Raw genomic sequence first — 20,121 nt, 5'->3', positions numbered from 1 at the left:
CCCCATCAGACATAAGATTCTTAAAAACCCGAATGGACAATTGGCTTAAAACAATATGCAGGAGGTTGCTTCATCCCAGTAAAATTATAACCGCAGAAGTGGATGACTGCGAAGGTTTTAAAACCAAAAAAAGCACCTATCCCCCCAGGATTAGTGCTTTTTTCTCCTTAACAACCCAATAGTCCTAAAACAAATTTAAAATTATCAATCTCCTACCCAAACTCCTCAATTCCTGATACACCGCCATCATCAGATAATCCTTATAGCCAATAGCTTTTATATATTTATCGAATTCCTTCTTATACCTCACAGCTTGGAGCCTTGAGGAGGTTACAACCATAGCCTTGGCCTGCTGCCGCCTATTTTGTGCATTACGCTCTGCCTGAGATGCTCTGTTATAATTTAAGTTTTCTGTGCCATTAGACACATTTGCACTTTCTACTTCTTTCACTGACATATTATTTTAATTATTTATTCCATCAGAAACATCATAAAGTCGGTCATATAAGAAATAAATATATTTAATAATTTCATCATTTTGAATATAGCTTCTTAGGGTTTCAATTTAGCTTCTCCATTCCGGATCAAGTTGGATTCTATAATTTTCAATAAAACACTTTTCTGGAAACTGATTATCTATATATATCCTAAGTGCTTTTTTAATTCCCCAAATTAAATCATTATAAATTGTTAAAGCATATCCCTTAGCTTCTTGTTTATCTATTCTTTCAATTCCAACATGGTTTGATTAAAACTGCACTTGCTTCAGTTCTTTCCTTTAGTGAGTTTATAGTTTCAATTCCAACATGGTTTGATTAAAACCGTATCAGGGAACAGACATGAAGATTTAATAAATTTAGTTTCAATTCCAACATGGTTTGATTAAAACATTGCTACAGCAGATACAACTACATATGCAACCAAAGTTTCAATTCCAACATGGTTTGATTAAAACGTTATCAAGTCATATAAAACTATCAACTTCTATGCAAGTTTCAATTCCAACATGGTTTGATTAAAACAGTATTGATATCCACCTACTTCTAACATAATTGCATTGTTTCAATTCCAACATGGTTTGATTAAAACCCCTCCGGGGAGGCATAGATTTTCAAAGCCTCGGGAGGGGTGGAAACTTAAAAATCGTCGTAAACCTCCAATCGTTTAAAATGGACGGGAGGTTTACAATTTTTCTTGCTATTTAATCCTATTATAACATAATATGGTTAGTTATCAAGAATGACTATTTAACCATCTACCTCTATGCTGCGTTGAACGCAACCTGAAGATTTCCTCAATAACAGGATATAATGAAAATCTCCTACTTCTATTCATACACCTTCATCTTTTCTCATAGACCTACATCATACCCATTCCAAGGGAATTTTTGCCCCCAAGCCCACACTCACAGGCTGTTTTAATAAGATCGGGGTTGCCTTGAAAAAAATTAGAGTAGTCAAAATTTATGTTCCAATATAACCCTTAATATAAAGATTTATCTTATATCCAATTTTCCTAACAAAATCTCCTCCAATATTCCCAGCTCAATCATTTTTAAATTCAATATATATTTATTATGATTAAAGGTCTCCTGCAGCGGCCTGCTTGCAGTGAGCCAGCCTTTTCCGTCAGTTATCCATATAAATTCATGTCCGTCACCGTTTAAAACATCAAAGAGGGTTTTATATTCTCCAGCTGTAGCTTTTAGCTTTGAGCCACCGCCGCCGTAGTAGTTTGTTTCAATTAGGAAGAGCTTTTTGCCAGTGTTAACTGCAAAATCAAATCTTCTTTCAGACTTATCAACAGTTACATTATAACCCCATTCGCTTTTTATTTTTGTTGGAGTTGCTTGGGTAAAATATTCATAACCGTATTTACTACAGATGTTCTTTAAAAAAGTTTCTATCAAATCCTCCATCGCAGTACCGGAACGATTTTTTCTTCCATTGCTATCCAAACCTACTTCTACCCCAAATACATAGTCTACAAGATTCTTAATAGTTTTATCTTTAAATAATTCCATTAGTCCTGTCTTTTCAATAAAGTTAATAATGTTTTCAATGTCACTTTCTTTGAGAAACTTCTTATTAAAATCAAATATCTCCAAACTGAAAGTATTATTTGCACCCAGGTTAAGTATTTCAAACTTGTTGTCCCTGCTGGCAATAAGAAATGGAATTGCTCTTATTATTTCTGGATTTCTTCTTAATAGGTATTTTAGCTCTTCCCTTATGTTTTCCTTCCCTATAAGATAGTTCAAAATATTGAGCTCAATTTCAATATCCTTTACATTTTCCTTTACCTTTGACCAATTAACAAAATAGTTCCATCCTTTTATAGAGTCGACCAAATTGTCTAATAAAAACTCAAAGGTTGAACTTGATTTATCATAGACAAAAACATCGTTTTTAGTCCCCATCCTCTTTACTCCTTAATTAATTTGTTATTAAGAGTTCTCGAATTTGCCCTCTTCCACTTCCCTTTGAATTAATTGCTCTTGAAGCTTTAACCCTTTCTATATTAAATCCTTCGTACAGTTTATCAAAAAAATCATCATCTGGATTTACGTTTGTTGGATCCGAATTGCTGAGCATTAAGAATGCATTATTTACTTCACTTAACTTCCTAAACCACTTAGCTAGTCTTATTTGACTTTCATCATTAAATGGCTCCTTGGAGTAGTCATTAAAGTTTGATGTAGCATTCAGTGGCCTATATGGTGGATCCATATACACAAAGGTTTTTTCATCGATAAACTGAGTAAGTTCCTCAAAATCAAGGCAAAGTAATTTTACACCTTGTAGTGCAAGGCTCGCTTTTCTTAGGTTTTGTTCATCACAAATGGTTGGATTGCTCCTCTTTCCGAAGGGCACATTAAAGAGTCCTTTTCTGTTCTCCCTGTAAAGACCATTAAAGCATGTTTTATTAAGAAATATCATAATAGCTGCATGCTCTATCCAGTCCTCTGAAAAATTATCATAATCCATATTTATTTTTCCTTCGTTGAATTTATCCCTTTGTCTATAATACATTTTATCCTTTTCATCCATGCTTTCGAGTCCAAAATACTCATCTTCCATCCTGGAAAGAACAGCAATTAAGTCTTCAACATTATTCTGAATTACTTTATATGTCAAAATGCATTCTTTATTAATGTCATTTAAAATCACTTCTTCAAAATCATATCTGGCGATTAGGTGAAAGAATACTGCACCCCCTCCTACAAAGGGTTCTACATACTTTGTAATCTTATCTGTGTTTATCTTTTCTGGCAATCTCCTGTTTATTTCATCCAATAACTGTGTCTTTCCCCCTGCCCACTTCAAAAACGGCTTTGCTTCTACTTTTTTCAAGAATATACCTCCAAATCCTGATGTAAAATACGTCTTTTCGTTAATTCTAAAAACTCTTGTTCAGTATCTATTCCAATAAATCTTCTTTTGTTTTCTACTGCAACCACTCCAGTAGTTCCTGAACCACAGAATGGATCCAGTACTAGTTCTCCTTCATGGGTACAGGACATTATGCATCTGTATAAAAGTTCCTTGGGCTTTTGAGTGGGATGTCTACCCAATTCCTTTTCCCTTTTAGGGGTTGTTGATATTTCCCACATACTTCTCATCTGCTTGCCACCGTTATACTCTTTTATAAAGCTATAATTAAAGGTATGTTTCGCCTTCTTACTCTTCTTAGCCCATATAAGAGTTTCATGGCTTGCAGTAAAGCACCTGCATCCCATATTTGGAGCGGCATTAGGCTTATACCAGGCGATTTCATTAATTATATAATAATCCATTTCCATTAAGGCAAAGGCTATCGAGTGAATTATATGATAGGTTCCAGAAATCCATATTGTTCCATCGTCCTTTAAAACCCTGTCACATTCCTTTAACCATTTCTTATTAAATTCATGGTCATTTTTAAAACCACTTGACCTGTCCCATTCGCCTTTGTTGACACTTACCATTCGTCCATTTTGGCATGTAATCCCGTCGTTACTAAGCTTATAGGGAGGATCAGCAAATATCATGTTAACTGACTTCTCTTCCAGCTTTTTAAGTTCCTCTATGCAATCACCGAGTATTAGTTTCATATTCTCATTCTTATAGTACTCCATATCTAACTTCCTCACATAGCATTTTAATATTTCATTGCATACATTAGATATAATAACATTATACTTCATTTTTTGAATACGAACAAATATTCGTGAGCAATAAGATAAAAATTCCTTTTAATACAGATATCCTCCCAATAGCTTGTTGAGCTACAGTTATGCTGCTGCTTAATAATAATCTCTTTTAATTTAAAGCCTGTGTTAAGAAAAATATTCATTACATTAAAACCTAAGGGTATCATGAAACCATTCTTTCTTGTATCCCCAATAAGGATTGCACAGTACTTTTTAGGTTTTAAAACCCTATAGCACTCCTTTGCAACCTTCTCCATTTCGTAATAAAAATTCTCAGGAGATAGCAAGGATAAATCCGCTTCTATAATCGTCGTTCCGCTGCCCACAAATTGGTCTAAAACTATATCATTTCCCTGGAGTATCTCAAAATTATATTTCTTGGCACATAGGGACTAAAGTTTCCAGGATAATCTCCCTTATGGGTTAACCAGTTGCCTCTATCAGGAAAGCTCCATATTGTTGTGGCTTCAAGGCTAAACTTTTCTTCCATAAAAAACACCAACCTTTTTGTTCTTATTGTGATTGTTGGCAAAAAGGTTGGTGGAAATACATCCTAACTCATGAGCCTGTCACTTCTCTGGCCAACTCCAAAATATCCTTCAGACTTCCTCCATCGGCCTTTACCTCATAAAACACCTTATCGCTCAACAGCACATAATCCCAACTGCAATTCATTCTATCCTCGGGCTTCAAAGCATTAACCCTTTCAACCCACTCAAGTGCAGCCCTCTTCTTACTCTGAACATTCCTATTATTCATATTCACCTCAGCCTTTGTTTCAACCAAGTATATTTCATCCTTAAACTTAACAATAAAATCCGGATAGTAATGGGCTATCATTCCATCGTCTCTGATGTAGGTCAAGTCAATGAAATCAGTAATGTTTTCCTTTATCTTTATAAAAGACTCAACCTCCGCCTGCCTGTCACAAAATAAAATGAAATCCTTTTCAAACTCTCCCTTGTTGCTTGGATAGGGCAGCCTTTTATATATGCTCTTAGAAACTTCTATCGAATAATTTTTTCTCATTTTCATTTCGTCTATATCCGACAGATATTTTTTTAAAACAACTGCTTCTTCAGTCTTTATGTTGTTTTGTTGATGATAAATCAGCTTGTTTACTTCTCTGATAATGTGTTCAACAATAAGATACTTTGTTAGGAGTAAAACCTTCCAATTATCCCCTTCAAGTGGGTTAAACTCCCTATTAAATAATCTTATTCTGATATATTTATCTATGGCTCTTGCTACCTCTGATGTATTTATCTGCATGTAGGTAAATTCCCTGCTCCTATGTTTACCTGTCTTTAATACATTTCTGTTAATTGCAGATACAATCTTGGCAATGTACTCATTGTAACTTTGTGCACTAAAAACTTCTGGAGGAACCCTATAGTTTCCAAAGACCGTTTTTACTGTCAATTCCTCAGAATAAAAGGTGTTCTCTTTGTTCTTTACAAACTTTTTCATCTGTTCCAGTGAAAAAGCTGTAAATGGTTCCATTTTATCAATATTGAATTTAATATTTTCAAGAATCTCTTCCTTGTCTTTTATAATGAAAGGTATATACAAATCATAATCCCTGTAATTTTCCTTCAGCGGAACTCTTATTAAATCCCCTAATATTTTCTCTCTATCAGTTGGAATTTCTCCTCCTTCTCCACATATGCCCTGGTTTATCAAATCATTATAAAACTCCTGAAATCTTGGATGCTCTATTATGCTTAGAATATCAAGATAGCTATTCGGCTCCTTCTTTTCCTCTAAAAGCTTCTTTCTGTTCTCAGCCTTGATGTCATCAAACTGCCTTTCTCTCCACATAAGCCTTAAACCTCGGCCCACTGTCTGCTCCAATAAAATTGGAGCTTCTGTGGAACGAAGTGGTACTATTACACAAATGTTATTCACATCAAAACCTTCCCTAAGCATAAGAACAGATACAATAACCTTTGGTTTAGGATACTTATCAATATTAAACAGCTTTTCCTTTACCTCTGACCATACCTTATCCGATACATTGCCCTTTGAGTCGGAGTCTATCCTTACAACTTCATCCTCATTTAATCCCTCATACTTTACTAGATAGTCAACTACAAATGGAGAGACACTTGTATCCTCACACATAATAAGCATTTTAGGATGCTTGTTTGATATTCCGTTTTTATCCGCAGAAAAACTTACAAACTGTTTTTCCAATATCTTTAACTTTTGAAGCCCGGCTCTAATCATTATCTTCTGCCCTTCCGATAAGGAGACAACCTTTTTTCCCTCTCTAACTGCCTTAAAGTCCAAGGCTTCAAGATTCTGCCCGGATATGCTTTTTCTCTTGTCTATTACAATTGTTTTTACCTTTCCGGTTTTTATGGCCTCTTCCAATCCATAGTCTACTATAATGTGTGGAAAATAGTGCTTTGTTCTTCTTTGTCCGCTTCCTGTTACGTTGTAGGGAGTAGCTGAAAAATCAATCTGAATGAATTTATTTCCCTTTGAAGCAGCGATAACGTTTATGCTTTGCTGCCACTTAACCTCTTCTTTCTCACCCCTGTTTTTATTATCGTGGACATGATGTGCCTCATCGTTTATAACAACAATATCACTTAAACTGCTTAAATACTCTATTTCATTTCCTCTTAGATATCTATCATCCAGGGTTTCAAGGGAATGGTTTGCAGTCTTACCTGGCGTGATTGGGAACACATCATTTACTATTGAGTAAATATCATCTTTAGCTTCATCTTTTTCCTCGTTTTCCAAGGATAGTAGATGCCAGTTTGTTATCGCTATCATGCCATCGCCGGTTACCTTTTTGCCAATATCCTTTTTGGTTACTATGCTGCTTTGTATAAACCCCAGTACCTCTTCCCTATACTCATCAGGAATAAAAAGCTCTGCGTTTATTTTTATGTCTGATGTATCAAAATCCCTGAGTTCATTCTGCTCTGAGTTAGCCTTTATTTTTCCCAAATACGCGTCAAGAAGCCTGTCATAGACTATTAATCCTGGAGCAATTAATAAAAAGTTCTTTGAATATCTCCCAGAGTTTTGAGTATCAAATTTTGCATTTAAATACTGCCATACTATGAGGGCATGCATAACCCAGGTTTTACCAGTACCCGTTGCCATCTTTATTGCATACTTGGGATAGGCAAATCTATCATCAAGTTTCTTATATATTTTTTCTTCTTCTTTAAATCCCTCTCCAATAATTTTGCACGTTTCAATTGCTGACTGTGGTTTCAATATCTCATGAATATATATGGTATTTAATATTGCTTGTTTTTGTCCTTCATGAAAATTCATACTCCTATTGTCTGTAAAGGGTGAGGTAAACCAATGTTTCAAAAGCCACTGTGTTATTGGCGTTACCTTTTCAAGAAAAGCACCACTTTCCCACTCATGATTTGCAAGTTCTGTTATGCGTTTTGCATACTTTAGGGGAATATTTCCTGTTTCTAAATTAAGCCCAGTTGGCATTATTTAACCACCTCTAAAACAATGCTCTCAAATCCGAAGATATCTACTGCTTTAACACAGATTTTCCTCTCACCGTCTTTTTTATCAACCAACAGTTCAGCCTTTTTTACAACCTTTAACTGACCATCCTTAGTTCCATTATTTTCCCTGTAATCCTGCCATGTGCTTTTAAATATCTCACCATCGTAGTCGGTATCAATACTCCAATATTCAATAATTGAGAGGGGATCCTTTGCGATTATACCCTGAAGATTTTCCTTATCCTTATCCTCAAGGGGTAGTGCATCAGGTGAAAGAATAATATAATTTTCAAGTTCTATAGTAAGTTTGTCCATCATTTTACCGTCATTTGTGGTGGTTGGCTGCTTTATTATGGGTTTTATTGATAGGTATTGCAAACTTGAAAATCTGATTTTTCCCGACTTTATCAAATCCTGATAGCTCTTTTCATTTTTCATTTTGTTAAGTAAATCTGGAGGAATAATTTTAACTTCTATTTCATTGGCGCCATAATTCATAAGAATTCTACCTATGTTAAAATCAAAATTCCACCCTAGTATAGTTACCTTGTCCCATTTTTGGCCTAGAAAACTTTCCTTATATTTTTCTGCACGCTTGATGGAGTTATGTCCTGTAAGCTTAGAAGGTGAGTCTACCATTACCAGTTCCTTAGTCCCCTCAATCCAACCAAGGTTCTTCCCAGGACATTGTTCCTGAGAAAATGTCCTGGCACCATAAAGCTTTAAAATAACCTGAGATAAATCCCCTATTCTCCTAAAAACCCTGGTTGATTCAAAAATCTCCTTCTGGTAATCACCTATGCTTTGATATAAAAAAGTTTTAGCCTTTTGATCGATCAATCTTTTTCTCATAATCATACACGCAGGCTTTCCTATGTCACAGGCTATCCACCGCCTGCCCAGCCTTTCTGCAACTGCAGCCGTGGTACCGGAGCCTGCAAAGAAGTCGGCAACTATGGAATTTTTGTTAGAAGATGCTTTTATTATTCTTTCTATAAGTTTTTCAGGTTTTTGGGTATCATAATTTAATCTTTCACTTGGTGGCATATGCCCACCAGCTCCAATGTCGGTCCAAAAATCCTCGGGCAATTTTCCTCTTTCCAAATAATTTTGTCTAATTTTTTCATCTTGAAGTTTACCAACACTACCCCAAATAGCTGCATTCTTACCCTTGTCAGTGTGGAGCTCCTTATAAGGTATTCTTATATCCGTGCTATTAAATATAAAATTGTCCCCTTTTACATATCTCAATATATTATCATGCTTCCGAGGAAAATCAGTTTTTACATTTGAAGGACCTGTATAACACCAGCTTATTTCATTTCTAAAATTTTCTTTACCGAATATATCATCTAATAATACTTTTACATAATGCCCTACATGCCAATCACAGTGAACATATAAGCTCCCCTGATCACTCAGCAATTCTTTAATAAGGACCAACCTTGGATAAATCATCCTTAAATAACTTACAGTACCATCCTTCCATGTATCCGAATAAGCAAATTGTTCAATTATAGTCGGTAACTGCTCCAAATCGCCACCAAACAATTTAATCTTTGTCCTATAATCAGCCTTGGAATCAAAGGGCGGGTCTATGTAAATTAAATCTATCTTTCCCCTCATGGGTTCAAGCCCATTTTCCTCATCCCCAGCCAATAGTGCCTGCATTGCAAGTAGATTATCTCCATAAATTAGTCTGTTATACCATTCATTTTTATTAATATTTTCACATTTTCTATCCTTTGGATTAATAACAACTTCATTGGTTTGCAACAATAAATTCTTTCCCTTTGATAATCTCTCAAGTATCAGCTGTGCCTCTTTCCTGCCATCCTCCGCAATCTTTGGCAGCATATCTATCAAAGATATCGGCATCACTACACCCCTTAAAATTCATATTCTTTTAAAGCATATTTTCAATTAATTGCATTTATGAATATTTTAGTTTAAATAAAGGGGTTTTAAAAAAGCTTACTAAAATAGATATAGCCACCGTGGAAAGAAGAAAAAACAGTCCTCTCTACGATGGCTGATACCACCACTAAAAATATATGAGTTTACATGTTTTTATTGATAAACTCTTCAAGGAATTATTATCACATTTTTTCACTACGTTTATAGAAACTCGTAATAATTGAATATCCAAATATTAATTGAAATACATGCATAAAATTTGTTCCACTTTCCAATAATATACCCACAGGGTATGCCAATATATTTCTCACAAATTGAATGCTGCTATAATATAAAAACATAGCAAATGAAAAATATAATGAGGGCAACACCATAAATACTATTTTAGGTGAATTGATTATCCATGTTCCTTCTTTATTTATTTCGTTAATTAGATGTTCTAAACCCAATAATAAACCTATGCATCCATAAAAAATAATCATAACCATATTTATTAAAAAAGGATTCATTTTAAATGTTGTTTGAATATTTTTCGTAATGCCTTCAAAAACATGTTCCCCAAAGAACATTATTATAAGTATTAATAAAATATTAATAAAGTATTTAACCCATGATTTCATTTAAATAATCCCCTTATTTAAATATTATGATACGATATTTCCTAATTTCAAAGATAATGTTTAATTCTGTCTATTTTATCCATTTTTATATTCAAAATTAGTTTCTTTCCTTTCAAAAGCTTCCTCAGGCCCCTCTCCGTCTGAGATATCAAGCGTATTTTTATCTATAGGAATTGTTACAACAATTCTTTTTCTGCAATACTGACTATAAACATTCCTTGCAATTTTATATATTCAGGTAGATACATGACAGTCACCATGAAATCTATGAAAAGACTTAAGCACTTGAAAAAATGTTTCTTGAGTAAGTTCTTCATCTACATAGTAGTCTAGAGTTAATCCATATAAATATCTGAAGATATACCGTTCATATGTCTCATAAAGTTCTTTCACACCCTCCAGCATAACCATCCCCTCTAGTTATATAGTGGAAAAAATATCTAAAAAGTTGCACTTGACTTCTTAATTTTTATAAATTATTTATCTTTGCCTATTAAATAATATAGAAAAGCCTATGTAGCCAAATCAGATACAGGCTTTTCTTTAGTTTTATCGGGGAGATAATAATAGCTGTATTTTAAACTATTGTTGGTGATCATATTAATATGCAATTTATTTTATATTTCCACGCAAATCAACCTATGCAAATGCTTAAAAGTAATATCTTAAATTAATTAGTTATTACCAAACAATATCAATTAATGTATAATTATCCATAAATAGAAATAGTTTAAAACTATAATTAAATATCAAAATGCTCCTAAGTTTATTAAACCTAATTAGCACACCTGATTAAATGATCATGGAATTTTATAATTGCATTTTTTTCTTTTTATGTCCATCTTCACAATATAAATATAACGTATTATATTATGTTTACCTAATCCAATTTTGTAAATATAATGACCACACAGAGCTGCCACGAACTAAGTTTACTTCAGAGTTTACACCAACTGACATTGACGCATCGCGTTTTATAGGTGTCCAACCAGAATCGACACTATAATCCCACGTATCATATGCAGGATAATAATTTCTTACTTGATCATTTACATAACTACCATCATATGCAGATGTTCCATTTTGTCCATACCAAACATGTCTCATTTCTAATCTGATTGTTGTATCAGCTACGTACCATCCTCCGTAAACTCTAGACATTTTGACTGCTTCTTTTCCAGCATATGTAATAACAGTATAAACTTTAGTCGAATATGCTTTAACCCCATAAGTTGAATCCCACTTATTTGCTTCACCATAGGGCTCCGATAATGCAACAACCTCTGACATAGTAGAATCATTACTGATAAGTCCGTCGGTGAAATTTACTGTATCTTCCGGTGCAAGGAATGTTGTTGTTGCATAAGTGATTTCCTCATAGTCGTTAGTTATAACTGATTTAAGTATTTGTGTTGTGGATAGGGCGTCAACCTCTACAATTTCATTCGTAGTATGATTTTTAAATATCCATTTTTCTGCATGCTTTTCTTGTTTGTCACTTACCCCTTTTACTGCCCTATTATAAAGTTCATTAAGGTCAGTGATTTGTTTGTTTTCTTTGATTTTGGGTTGATTGCTTTTTGCCACAGCATTAACAACAGGGAATAGAGCCAGTAAAAGAGTTAATACAGCGATAATGTAATTTTTCCTTTTCATGACTATTACCTCCTTATAATTTATATGTTTATTATATACACCAGTACCATTATATGTAAATAGTAAAAATGCATATTTATACATATTTATTTTATAAGTTAAGTAATTCTTTCAGATGCTATTTTATTTTAGAACTAAAGGATTTCATGCTCTTGAATTTTCTGATAGATATGTTATGGTTATTATATTTATACTTAATTTTAATATTATGAAATTTATATAAGCGTAAAATAATCCCCACCTATTATATAGATGGGGATCAATATATCATTATTCTTGACTAGAAACTCTGCAGTTGTCAGGTAATGTATCTCACCAAAGCTGATTACTAAAGTCAGGCCCTTCCTTAGCTGCTACTTTAGCTAAACTTTTTGAATCCGGCAGTGCCTTTAAGGCTTCATCAAATTTTCTTTTTCCATGAGCAAAGCAGCCTGCTAACTCATGAGCCTGCCACTTTACCTTATTTCATATTCCAAAGCATTTTACCAAATGAAAAAGAACGGGAAGAAGAATGGAAAGAATGGGAAGAAGCGCCTTCTCCTAAACCACCATCCATCAGGGTTACCAGAATTACTATAATTGTAGTATCCTGTAGTTCCGCTATATCCATCATATCCGCTATATGCATCATATCCGCCATATCCTTCGTAATAAGGATAATATGACTCATATTCATCTGAATACATAAAAATACCACCTTATAGATATTATTTTTAGGAATAGGATAAATCTTTACCGTATCGAAATTTGTCCTATCCTTTCCTGGTAATAATGTATTCATCAAATAAAAACTGGTTACATAATATTTCCCAATTTTTTTATTATTTAAGGAAGTGGAATTCGCCTCTTTGTTGGATTATTTTGGTGTCACTTAATATATTCGACATTTGGGGTGAATTTCCTTTTTGTATTAAGAAAAAGTTAGTTATATCAATGGTTTAGAGATATGTATCCCTTTTTCCCCCTACCACACAATCTCCTCAGGATACTCCTCCCTTAGCCTTATATCCTCAACTGAGCGGCCATATTCCTTTGCTGCGACAATTACCTCTTCTTTAACTCTTTGATATTCATCTCCCTGCTCGGCAAGCCTCTTCGCCATGGTAGGTATGCTTTTAAGACGCTTTTCACTGTTCATATTGATAAATTTGAGATTTAAAAGGTCTAAGTACTGGGTAATATAGCCGTCCATCCATGGATAGTCTTTATTCATTATATTCATCATTCGAGCGAAGGAAGCTTCGGAAACCGTTTCCTTTACACACTTTGCAATTTCTGACTGAAAAAGACGGACTATCGCAATGTATGGGTCCCATATGTTGCATCGGTCAAGTACAAATTCAAATTTAAGCTTAGCCTTCTTTCTGGCGTAAAGATTTATAAAATCGTTGAGTGCCATAGTAACAAAAAGCATCTCAGGCCACAGCACATTTATCTTCAAATACAGGTTTTTGTCAGGGGCAACAATATCCATCCGCCTCTTTTTCTCGGCGTCCATGCCATTATCTACAAACTCCACTTCCCTGCCCCCCATCATGGCATGGCGGAGGTCATAGCATACTCCTAAAACCCTTATTCTGGCAGATGAATAGGAGGGAAACTCATACTCATCGCCTGCTACATTATGCAAGGCCTCATAAAGATTTTCAAAATCCATATGATCACCATAAACTGAAACTCCCGTATTATTTGGCGTGTTTTTAATTATAAACAATTTCTATCTCCCCATTTCTTTATAATCTAATATAAGGCATCCTATAGTATTTCATGTGAATGTCTTAGACATAGTACACTTGGGCCTTAGTGCATATGTTTTATAAGGGTTATGGCCGTTTATATTCTATTCATCTCCTCCCAACCAAGTAAAACCCCACATACAACCCAAACACCATCCCCCCAAACAGCGCCGTAAACCTAATTCCACTAACATCCAAATTCCCCAGAAGCACCCCAACCAAATACCCCGGGTTGCTCACAATCTCCCAACTGTTCACCCTTATGAACCTCCCAAGGTAAATTGCATATCCACTTAAAGCCGATACTGCGCCAACACAAATCCACCCTCGAACTCTACCAATATGCTTTTTAACATAGTTATGTATAAGGTTCAGCGAAGCATAGGACAGTATTAGCCCATTTACGACGAAAATGGAGATCAGGAAGAAATCATACCAGATGTTAAAGTTGGCATTAAAGGCATGGGCCCCTGATTTATAGAAGTTGTATGCTGACAGGTGGATAAAGTCTGTGATGATATAAGGGGCGTTGGGGTAAAAGATAATCCAAAGAAAGGCGGTTATAAACTTTAGGGCTCTGCTTCTTAAATTACTCTGGGTTAAGATGAGGCTTAGGTAAAAGGGGACCCAGGCGAGGAATATGTTCCATATTAGAAAGGCATATCTCAGGCTGCCTCTGTACCAGATCCTTATAAACACGAACAGGGATGCAGCGATAGTGAAGAGAAAGGTTCCGATTATGAATTGATATAAATCGTAATTCTTTTCCTTTATAAGGCTAAACATAGATTTTTTCCTTCCCGGTTTTTAGGTTGTATTTGCTGTTTGGTTTAATTAGTTTAGGTAGTTAATGGACGGCTAATGCCCTAAAATAACAAGTCATTAACCGTCCCTTATAAGTGCTTGCTTAAGCTCTTTCAATAACTTCCAGCCTCTGCTTTTCAAGTTTCTCAAATTCCTCTTGCGCCTCATCCAGCTGACCTTCTATTTTACTTATCAGGGAGTTTACCCTGTAAACAGCGTCTTCTACCCTGGCCATAGCATCGTGAATTTTATTTTGTACTGTCCAATCGGTAAAAAAGTTATCAAAAAAGTAATCTGCAAAACCCAGGAAGGAGCCAATGTCTATGCTTATGTCAAGATATTCACCTAGATCCTTAAGCTCCCTGTGAAATCTGGTTAAAAGCGACTGTGCTGTGTTTATCCTTTCACTTGCTTCATCAAGCCTAGAGTGCTTAGCCATAGTAGCTATAAACCCTCCTCCCATCATGTCGTAAACTCCCCAGCCTTCCGCAGAGCTAAGACTTTCCTTCACACCTTCAAGGGCGACCATTAGCTCTCTTCCTGCGTATAAAGCCTCTTGAAGTTCCTTTATTGTTCTTCTAACTTCCGCTTGCTTTTCAACTATAGCTTCAAGCTCATCGGTGTAAAAAGCAGGATTGTTTTTAATGTACTCCTCCTTTTCCCTTATAAGAGCCATGTACTGCCCCTCAAGGTCTCCAAGGGCGTATATCTGCCTGCGTACATTTTCTATTTCGCTGTTTACTAGCTCAAGCTCCGAGCAAACCCCGTCATACTTCATTTTAGCAGCAATGGCCTCCTGCTGTTCCTTGAAAAGGGCATCATCCATATCACCCTTAATCATATGAATGAAGCGCGTTAAAGACATGCCCTCAAGCTTTTCAACGTCCTTTTCTTCCTTTTTAAGTATCTCCTGAAGCTCCCCTTTTCTCTCCATGAGCTCCTTCTGCTGATACTCAGCCCTACTCTTAAGACTTTGAAGCCTTTCCTTTTCCTTCATCTTAAACCTTATTTCCTTGAATCCTTCATTAAAATTCATCATGTTACCTCCTCAAAAACTTAAAGAATATCTCTTATACCCCTTGCGGCATACTATCTTTTTCCGTGTTCATCAAGCCGGAATTTGTTTGCTCCTGGGATTTATATACAAAATTACTTGTACAAATATCCAACTCCCCCTTCATTTATCCCAAATAAAATGCCGCATTCCTTAAATCCCCTTAACCTGTGCCATGCCTGCGGCTCTATTTCGTTTACCTGGGAGGAGCTCAATAATACTCTTCGGCCATTACTTAAAAGAAAAGACTCCAGAAACTCTAGCATTTTAGTACCTATACCCCTGCCTCTATATTCCTCTAGTATTTCGAGATCCTTTTCTGTTGCAAATCTGATATTTACGTACATATTATCAATCCTTCCGCCCTCCGTTTTACCTGCAGATTAGTTCTGCCAGAATTCTATCTATCTAATTTCATACTTAGTAATTTCTACCAATTCATATAACCCCCTTCATTAAGAGTAATATTTTTATAACGGTCCTTGATCGTCTGTCCCCCTTTTCAAGCAGGGACATTATCAAGGGTTACTGCATAAATGGTTTTATCTGATAACCGTCTGCTTTATTCTACTTGCTGTCGTCCCTTCGGCCTCGTCCGGCAAATAAAAAATGACGGCTAATGCCATAAAACAATAAGTCATTAACCGTCCCTTGTATATATTTATTTTATTTTTCCCTGAACTTTTTAAGGTATTCAGATGCAGATCTATTCATTTCCAGTGAAAAATCGGACATATACTTGCGTGCACAATTAGCTTTAATAATTTCACTGGCGTCCCTCTCTAAAAGACCTGATTTTTTATTTCTTATACTATGCATCTCCCTGTGCTCTTCCTTTGTTAGCCTGCGATATTTGTTTTTAAAGACTATATAATCCTTTTCAAAGCGAACAGGTTTTTTTCTGATCCTTTGAGACTCCGCAGGATAACCATAAACCACCATAGCAGCAGGTAAAACATAATCAGGAAGATCCAAAAGATCCCTGACTGTTTCGCAGTTTTCAATTATATCTCCAATATAACAGGAACCAACCCCCAGGGATTCTGCTGCTACAACCGTATTCTGTGCAGCTATTATTGCATCGGCACAGGCTAGAAGAATATCACCTTCCCCGGGTTTTCTCGGATTACAGCCTTCAAAACAATATGCATCATACCATCTTTGATAATCTGCAAGAAATACAAGCACCAAAGGCGCCTTTGCAATAAATGGCTGATTATCGCAGACCACTGAAAGCCTTTCCTTTAACCTTTCATCAGTAATATCAAGTATGCTATATAGCATCATTCCTCCCGCAGTGGGAGCTTCAAGGGCAGCATTTAATATTTCATTTTTAACCTCATCTTCAACTTGTCTCTCTTCAAACACCCTCACAGATTTTCTATTTTTTATTTGCATTAAGACCTCGTTCATTTTATTACCCCTCACCCCTATTCTTCTTCATCTATTTTTCTCTCGAATATAATCTCAAAGTTTTTTGCCCTTCCCTCTAGAGTATAGTATAAAGGCACAAAGTGCATTTCTCATTTAGCACTCTGCGTATCCTATGGCAACTGATTTCCTGCTGCTCTATATAATTCATACCATTCCTGTCTTGTTAACTCAACTTGGGAAGCCTTGCAGATATCCTTAAGGCGCTGGCTGTTTGTTGTACCAACTATTGTTTGGATTTTGGCGGGGTGCCTTAATATCCAGGCAATGGCGATGGCTATGTTTTGTACACCCTTAACCTCTGCTATTTCGTTTATTTTCCTATTCAACTCTGGGAATTTATCGTTATTCAGGAATACACCTTCAAAGAAACCATACTGAAGTGGCGACCACGCCTGAATTGTTATGTCCTTTAAACGGCAGTATTCCAAAACGCTTCCATCCCTGTCAATAGAGGCGTCTTTTTTCATGTTGACATTAAGCCCGAAATCAATCATACCGGTGTGGGTTATGCTTAACTGCAGCTGATTTATTATTATCTTCTGGTTTAAATATTTGTTAAGCAGTTCAATCTGCATGGGATTATGGTTGCTTACTCCAAAGTACCTAACCTTGCCGCTGCTGTGCAATATATCAAAGGCTTCTGCAACCTCCTCAGGCTCCATTAATGTATCAGGACGATGCAGAAGCAGTATATCTATGTAGTCGGTTCTCAGCCTCTTCAAGCTGCCCTCAACAGAGTTTAAAATATGCTCCTTTGAAAAATCATAAAATCCCTTTCGGATACCACATTTGGTCTGAATAATAAATTTTTCCCTAACACTGGGCTTCATATCAACAGCCTCTGCAAAAACTTCCTCGGATTTTCCTCCCCCATATATATCAGCATGGTCAAAAAAGTTGATTCCTTCCTCCATGGCAGTATTAATAAGCTTGGTTGCCTCGCTAACTTCAAGGTTTGCAATTCTCATACAGCCAAGGGAAATCTCGGAAGCATTGATTTTACCATTTCCAATATCGATATTTTTCATTAAAAACACCCCTTTCTCTCTATATATAAAAAATATTCAGAACACTTCTGCGATAAAAATATATCTATCCCTTATAATTACTTTATATCATAATATTTGTTCGTGTCTATAGCTATAATATAGATTATAGAATAAAGCATATACCTATAACATCAATCAAATGTGAATTGCCCCTCGCGTATTGTTAATCAAATCTTTTTACCCTTTGCTTCTCTAAATTGATTGTAATCACATATATTGTCATGAATTTAACATATAATCAATTTATACTCGAGGATTACATCAAAGATTATCTGCAGGTGCACATACACAATTATACAAACACAAATCATACAAATAGTGAGGTGATATCCTTGAATAAAAAAATCGTTGTCGTTGGTAACGGAGCTGCTGCTGTTTCAGCAGTTAAAGCAATACGTAATATAGATCAACAAAGTGAGATTCTTGTATTCGGTGAGGAAAAATTTCATCCTTACTATCGCATTAAACTTTCCAAGAGTCTTTTAGGTGGCTTGGATGAGGAAAAAATCTTAATTCAAAATAAGCAATGGTATGAATCTAATAACATTACACTTTGTTTGGGACAAAGAGTCGTTGGCCTGGCTCCTGAAAAAAAAGAAATAATTCTACAAAGCGGAGCTTCTGTTTCATATTCCAGGTTGCTTCTTGCAAATGGTGCAAGCAACCTTACCCCTCCGATTGAGGGTATTGATAAATTGGGAGTATTTACCCTCAGGTCACTGAATGAAGCATTTATGGTCATAGATTATTTAAAGAATATTAAAACAGTTCTCTTAATTGGTGGCGGTGTTCAAAATCTTGAAATTGCAAATGTACTTTGTAAAAGTGGTAAGAAAATAATTATTGCAGAATTTGCTCCACGTTTAATGGCACGTCAGCTCGACGATTTTGCATCCAATAAACTAAAACAATCCATTGAATCCCATGGTGTGGAGGTTATGCTGAATACCCAAATTAATGAGATATTGGGTAATGATAAGGTTGAAGGCTTTATCACGCAAGAAGGAATACAAAGATCCTGCGATATGGTCATTTATTCTACAGGAATTATGCCAAATATTCAAATCGCTCAAAATACATCGCTCTCTATAAGTAGAGGTATAAAGGTAAATGAAAGAATGGAAACCAATGTAAATGACATCTTTGCAGCCGGGGATATCGCTGAGTTTAACGGAAGAGTTTATGGCCTATGGAGCATAGCAACGCAGCAAGGAAAAATTGCTGGAGCAAACATATGTAATCAAGGTTTAATTTTTGAACCTCCGGCACCAGTCACCATAATGGATGCCTTTGGCCTATCGCTGAATTCAATAGGCGATATTGAAGAGCGACAGGATACTGAATTGTTAATTGAAGTTGACGATAAAAACAATAGGTACTACAAACTATTCATCCGTAATAAACGCATTGTAGGGGCCATCATATTAGGTGACACTAAAAAATTCATGACTATTAAAAACTTCATAGAAAAAAAGCGGAAGTTAATTTCAATAAGTAATTAAGGGGCGGTTAATGCCCTAAAACAATAAGTCATTAACCGCCCCCAATAACTTGCTTTTTAGACATACTATCTTTTTCCGTGTTCATCAAGCCGGAATTTGTTTCCTCTATCCCAAATAAAATGCCGCATTCCTTAAATCCCCTTAACCTGTGCTATGCCTGCGGCTCTATTTCATTTACCTGGGAGAAGCTCAATAATACTTTTCGGCTATTACTTAAAAGAAAGGACTCCAGGAACTCTAGCATTTTAGTACCTTTACTTTGAAGTGTTCAAAACCTATACAGGCTTCTATCTACCTAACTTCATACTTAGTAATTTCTACTAATCTATAGAAATTCCTTCATTAAGAGTAATATTTTTGTAATAGTACCCCAAGCGTCTGTCCCTTTTTCCAAGCCCGGGCATTGTTAAGGGTTATTGCATAAATGGTTCTACCTGATAACCATCTGCTTGATTCTATTTGCTATCGTCCCTTCGGCGCGTCTAGCAAATAAAAAATGACGATTAATGCCCCAAAACAATAAGTCATTAACCGTCCCTTGTAACACTCAATTAAACTACAATATTTCCAGAAGTTTCGCAGCTAAAAAAATAAATAGGGCGTAGCCCCTTGATATGTAATGGTTTAGATGAATAATAATTGAAATATGTAAATTCCGATTTT

Annotated in this window: 20 protein-coding genes and 1 CRISPR repeat array; of the genes, 1 reads left to right on the top strand and 19 read right to left on the bottom strand. The window is 35.6% G+C overall.

Features of this window, described 5'->3' with window-relative positions:
* Positions 1–184: 184 nt before the first annotated feature.
* The 19 genes from EDD71_RS15390 to EDD71_RS10570 form a co-directional block, all read right to left on the bottom strand.
* Positions 185–457, bottom strand: coding sequence for a hypothetical protein (locus EDD71_RS15390; RefSeq protein WP_166636445.1), 273 nt, complete (start codon positions 455–457; stop codon positions 185–187).
* Between the two features lie 269 nt (positions 458–726).
* Positions 727–1,089: direct repeats of the CRISPR family, unit length 29 nt; unit sequence TTTCAATTCCAACATGGTTTGATTAAAAC.
* Positions 1,090–1,359: 270 nt separating this feature from the next.
* A complete protein-coding gene (locus EDD71_RS16145) occupies positions 1,360–1,467 on the bottom strand; it encodes a CRISPR-associated endoribonuclease Cas6 (protein WP_207669339.1) in 108 nt (35 codons plus the stop codon).
* A 28-nt stretch (positions 1,468–1,495) separates the two neighbouring features.
* Positions 1,496–2,419: a type II restriction endonuclease gene (locus EDD71_RS10645; protein WP_133628726.1), complete on the bottom strand. Its 924-nt coding sequence runs from the start codon at positions 2,417–2,419 to the stop codon at positions 1,496–1,498.
* 16 nt (positions 2,420–2,435) lie between these two features.
* On the bottom strand, positions 2,436–3,353 hold the full coding sequence (locus EDD71_RS10640) for a DNA adenine methylase (protein ID WP_133628725.1): 918 nt from the start codon (positions 3,351–3,353) through the stop codon (positions 2,436–2,438).
* On the bottom strand, positions 3,350–4,117 hold the full coding sequence (locus EDD71_RS10635; RefSeq protein ID WP_133628724.1) for a DNA-methyltransferase: 768 nt from the start codon (positions 4,115–4,117) through the stop codon (positions 3,350–3,352). Before EDD71_RS10635 ends, EDD71_RS10640 begins: the two co-directional genes overlap by 4 nt.
* Positions 4,118–4,182: 65 nt before the next feature.
* Positions 4,183–4,449, bottom strand: coding sequence for a DNA methyltransferase (locus tag EDD71_RS16005; protein ID WP_341472338.1), 267 nt, complete (start codon positions 4,447–4,449; stop codon positions 4,183–4,185).
* Between the two features lie 83 nt (positions 4,450–4,532).
* On the bottom strand, positions 4,533–4,682 hold the full coding sequence (locus EDD71_RS16000; protein WP_341472337.1) for a hypothetical protein: 150 nt from the start codon (positions 4,680–4,682) through the stop codon (positions 4,533–4,535).
* A 68-nt stretch (positions 4,683–4,750) separates the two neighbouring features.
* Complete coding sequence (locus EDD71_RS10625; protein ID WP_133628723.1) at positions 4,751–7,666, bottom strand: DEAD/DEAH box helicase family protein; 2,916 nt, start codon at positions 7,664–7,666, stop codon at positions 4,751–4,753.
* Complete coding sequence (locus tag EDD71_RS10620; protein ID WP_133628722.1) at positions 7,666–9,564, bottom strand: site-specific DNA-methyltransferase; 1,899 nt, start codon at positions 9,562–9,564, stop codon at positions 7,666–7,668. Before EDD71_RS10620 ends, EDD71_RS10625 begins: the two co-directional genes overlap by 1 nt.
* A 221-nt stretch (positions 9,565–9,785) precedes the next feature.
* Positions 9,786–10,223: a hypothetical protein gene (locus EDD71_RS10615; protein ID WP_133628721.1), complete on the bottom strand. Its 438-nt coding sequence runs from the start codon at positions 10,221–10,223 to the stop codon at positions 9,786–9,788.
* A 234-nt stretch (positions 10,224–10,457) separates the two neighbouring features.
* Positions 10,458–10,628 (bottom strand): RNA polymerase sigma factor, encoded by a 171-nt coding sequence (locus EDD71_RS16140; RefSeq protein WP_166636446.1) that lies wholly within the window; start codon positions 10,626–10,628, stop codon positions 10,458–10,460.
* Between the two features lie 471 nt (positions 10,629–11,099).
* Positions 11,100–11,879, bottom strand: a complete 780-nt coding sequence (locus EDD71_RS10605; RefSeq protein WP_133628719.1) for a hypothetical protein — start codon at positions 11,877–11,879, stop codon at positions 11,100–11,102.
* Positions 11,880–12,361: 482 nt separating this feature from the next.
* Positions 12,362–12,565, bottom strand: a complete 204-nt coding sequence (locus EDD71_RS10600) for a hypothetical protein (RefSeq protein WP_133628718.1) — start codon at positions 12,563–12,565, stop codon at positions 12,362–12,364.
* Positions 12,566–12,843: 278 nt separating this feature from the next.
* On the bottom strand, positions 12,844–13,593 hold the full coding sequence (locus tag EDD71_RS10595) for a DUF6904 family protein (protein WP_133628717.1): 750 nt from the start codon (positions 13,591–13,593) through the stop codon (positions 12,844–12,846).
* Positions 13,594–13,723: 130 nt separating this feature from the next.
* On the bottom strand, positions 13,724–14,401 hold the full coding sequence (locus EDD71_RS10590) for a DUF1361 domain-containing protein (RefSeq protein ID WP_133628716.1): 678 nt from the start codon (positions 14,399–14,401) through the stop codon (positions 13,724–13,726).
* Positions 14,402–14,522: 121 nt separating this feature from the next.
* Positions 14,523–15,455 (bottom strand): hypothetical protein, encoded by a 933-nt coding sequence (locus EDD71_RS10585; protein ID WP_133628715.1) that lies wholly within the window; start codon positions 15,453–15,455, stop codon positions 14,523–14,525.
* A gap of 113 nt (positions 15,456–15,568) precedes the next feature.
* Positions 15,569–15,820, bottom strand: a complete 252-nt coding sequence (locus tag EDD71_RS10580) for a GNAT family N-acetyltransferase (RefSeq protein ID WP_133628714.1) — start codon at positions 15,818–15,820, stop codon at positions 15,569–15,571.
* Positions 15,821–16,139: 319 nt separating this feature from the next.
* Positions 16,140–16,886 (bottom strand): nitroreductase family protein, encoded by a 747-nt coding sequence (locus EDD71_RS10575; protein WP_133628713.1) that lies wholly within the window; start codon positions 16,884–16,886, stop codon positions 16,140–16,142.
* Between the two features lie 131 nt (positions 16,887–17,017).
* Positions 17,018–17,935 carry an aldo/keto reductase gene (locus tag EDD71_RS10570; RefSeq protein ID WP_133628712.1) on the bottom strand — a complete coding sequence of 306 codons (918 nt, stop codon included), beginning with the start codon at positions 17,933–17,935 and terminating at the stop codon, positions 17,018–17,020.
* A 353-nt stretch (positions 17,936–18,288) separates the two neighbouring features.
* On the opposite strand from EDD71_RS10570, the gene EDD71_RS10565 reads away from it, so the two are divergent.
* Positions 18,289–19,458 carry an NAD(P)/FAD-dependent oxidoreductase gene (locus EDD71_RS10565; protein WP_133628711.1) on the top strand — a complete coding sequence of 390 codons (1,170 nt, stop codon included), beginning with the start codon at positions 18,289–18,291 and terminating at the stop codon, positions 19,456–19,458.
* Positions 19,459–20,121: the final 663 nt, after the last annotated feature.

It is taken from the genome of Fonticella tunisiensis, from assembly GCF_004364155.1.
GTDB lineage: Bacteria > Bacillota > Clostridia > Clostridiales > Caloramatoraceae > Fonticella > Fonticella tunisiensis.
The sequence above is the reverse complement of the archived record's forward strand: the minus strand, read 5'-3'. Positions and strand labels throughout refer to the sequence as shown.

Bases quoted from the DNA above. Each gene is read 5' to 3' on its own strand.
- EDD71_RS10590 (WP_133628716.1), bottom strand. From the start codon at position 14,401: ATGTTTAGCCTTATAAAGGAAAAGAATTACGATTTATATCAATTCATA.
- EDD71_RS10635 (WP_133628724.1), bottom strand. From the start codon at position 4,117: ATGGAGTACTATAAGAATGAGAATATGAAACTAATACTCGGTGATTGC.
- EDD71_RS10575 (WP_133628713.1), bottom strand. From the start codon at position 16,886: ATGAACGAGGTCTTAATGCAAATAAAAAATAGAAAATCTGTGAGGGTG.
- EDD71_RS15390 (WP_166636445.1), bottom strand. From the start codon at position 457: ATGTCAGTGAAAGAAGTAGAAAGTGCAAATGTGTCTAATGGCACAGAA.
- EDD71_RS10580 (WP_133628714.1), bottom strand. From the start codon at position 15,820: ATGTACGTAAATATCAGATTTGCAACAGAAAAGGATCTCGAAATACTA.
- EDD71_RS16140 (WP_166636446.1), bottom strand. From the start codon at position 10,628: ATGCTGGAGGGTGTGAAAGAACTTTATGAGACATATGAACGGTATATC.
- EDD71_RS10605 (WP_133628719.1), bottom strand. From the start codon at position 11,879: ATGAAAAGGAAAAATTACATTATCGCTGTATTAACTCTTTTACTGGCT.
- EDD71_RS10645 (WP_133628726.1), bottom strand. From the start codon at position 2,419: ATGGGGACTAAAAACGATGTTTTTGTCTATGATAAATCAAGTTCAACC.
- EDD71_RS10620 (WP_133628722.1), bottom strand. From the start codon at position 9,564: ATGCCGATATCTTTGATAGATATGCTGCCAAAGATTGCGGAGGATGGC.
- EDD71_RS10585 (WP_133628715.1), bottom strand. From the start codon at position 15,455: ATGAATTTTAATGAAGGATTCAAGGAAATAAGGTTTAAGATGAAGGAA.
- EDD71_RS16000 (WP_341472337.1), bottom strand. From the start codon at position 4,682: ATGGAAGAAAAGTTTAGCCTTGAAGCCACAACAATATGGAGCTTTCCT.
- EDD71_RS10600 (WP_133628718.1), bottom strand. From the start codon at position 12,565: ATGTATTCAGATGAATATGAGTCATATTATCCTTATTACGAAGGATAT.
- EDD71_RS10570 (WP_133628712.1), bottom strand. From the start codon at position 17,935: ATGAAAAATATCGATATTGGAAATGGTAAAATCAATGCTTCCGAGATT.
- EDD71_RS10615 (WP_133628721.1), bottom strand. From the start codon at position 10,223: ATGAAATCATGGGTTAAATACTTTATTAATATTTTATTAATACTTATA.
- EDD71_RS16005 (WP_341472338.1), bottom strand. From the start codon at position 4,449: ATGGAGAAGGTTGCAAAGGAGTGCTATAGGGTTTTAAAACCTAAAAAG.
- EDD71_RS10625 (WP_133628723.1), bottom strand. From the start codon at position 7,666: ATGCCAACTGGGCTTAATTTAGAAACAGGAAATATTCCCCTAAAGTAT.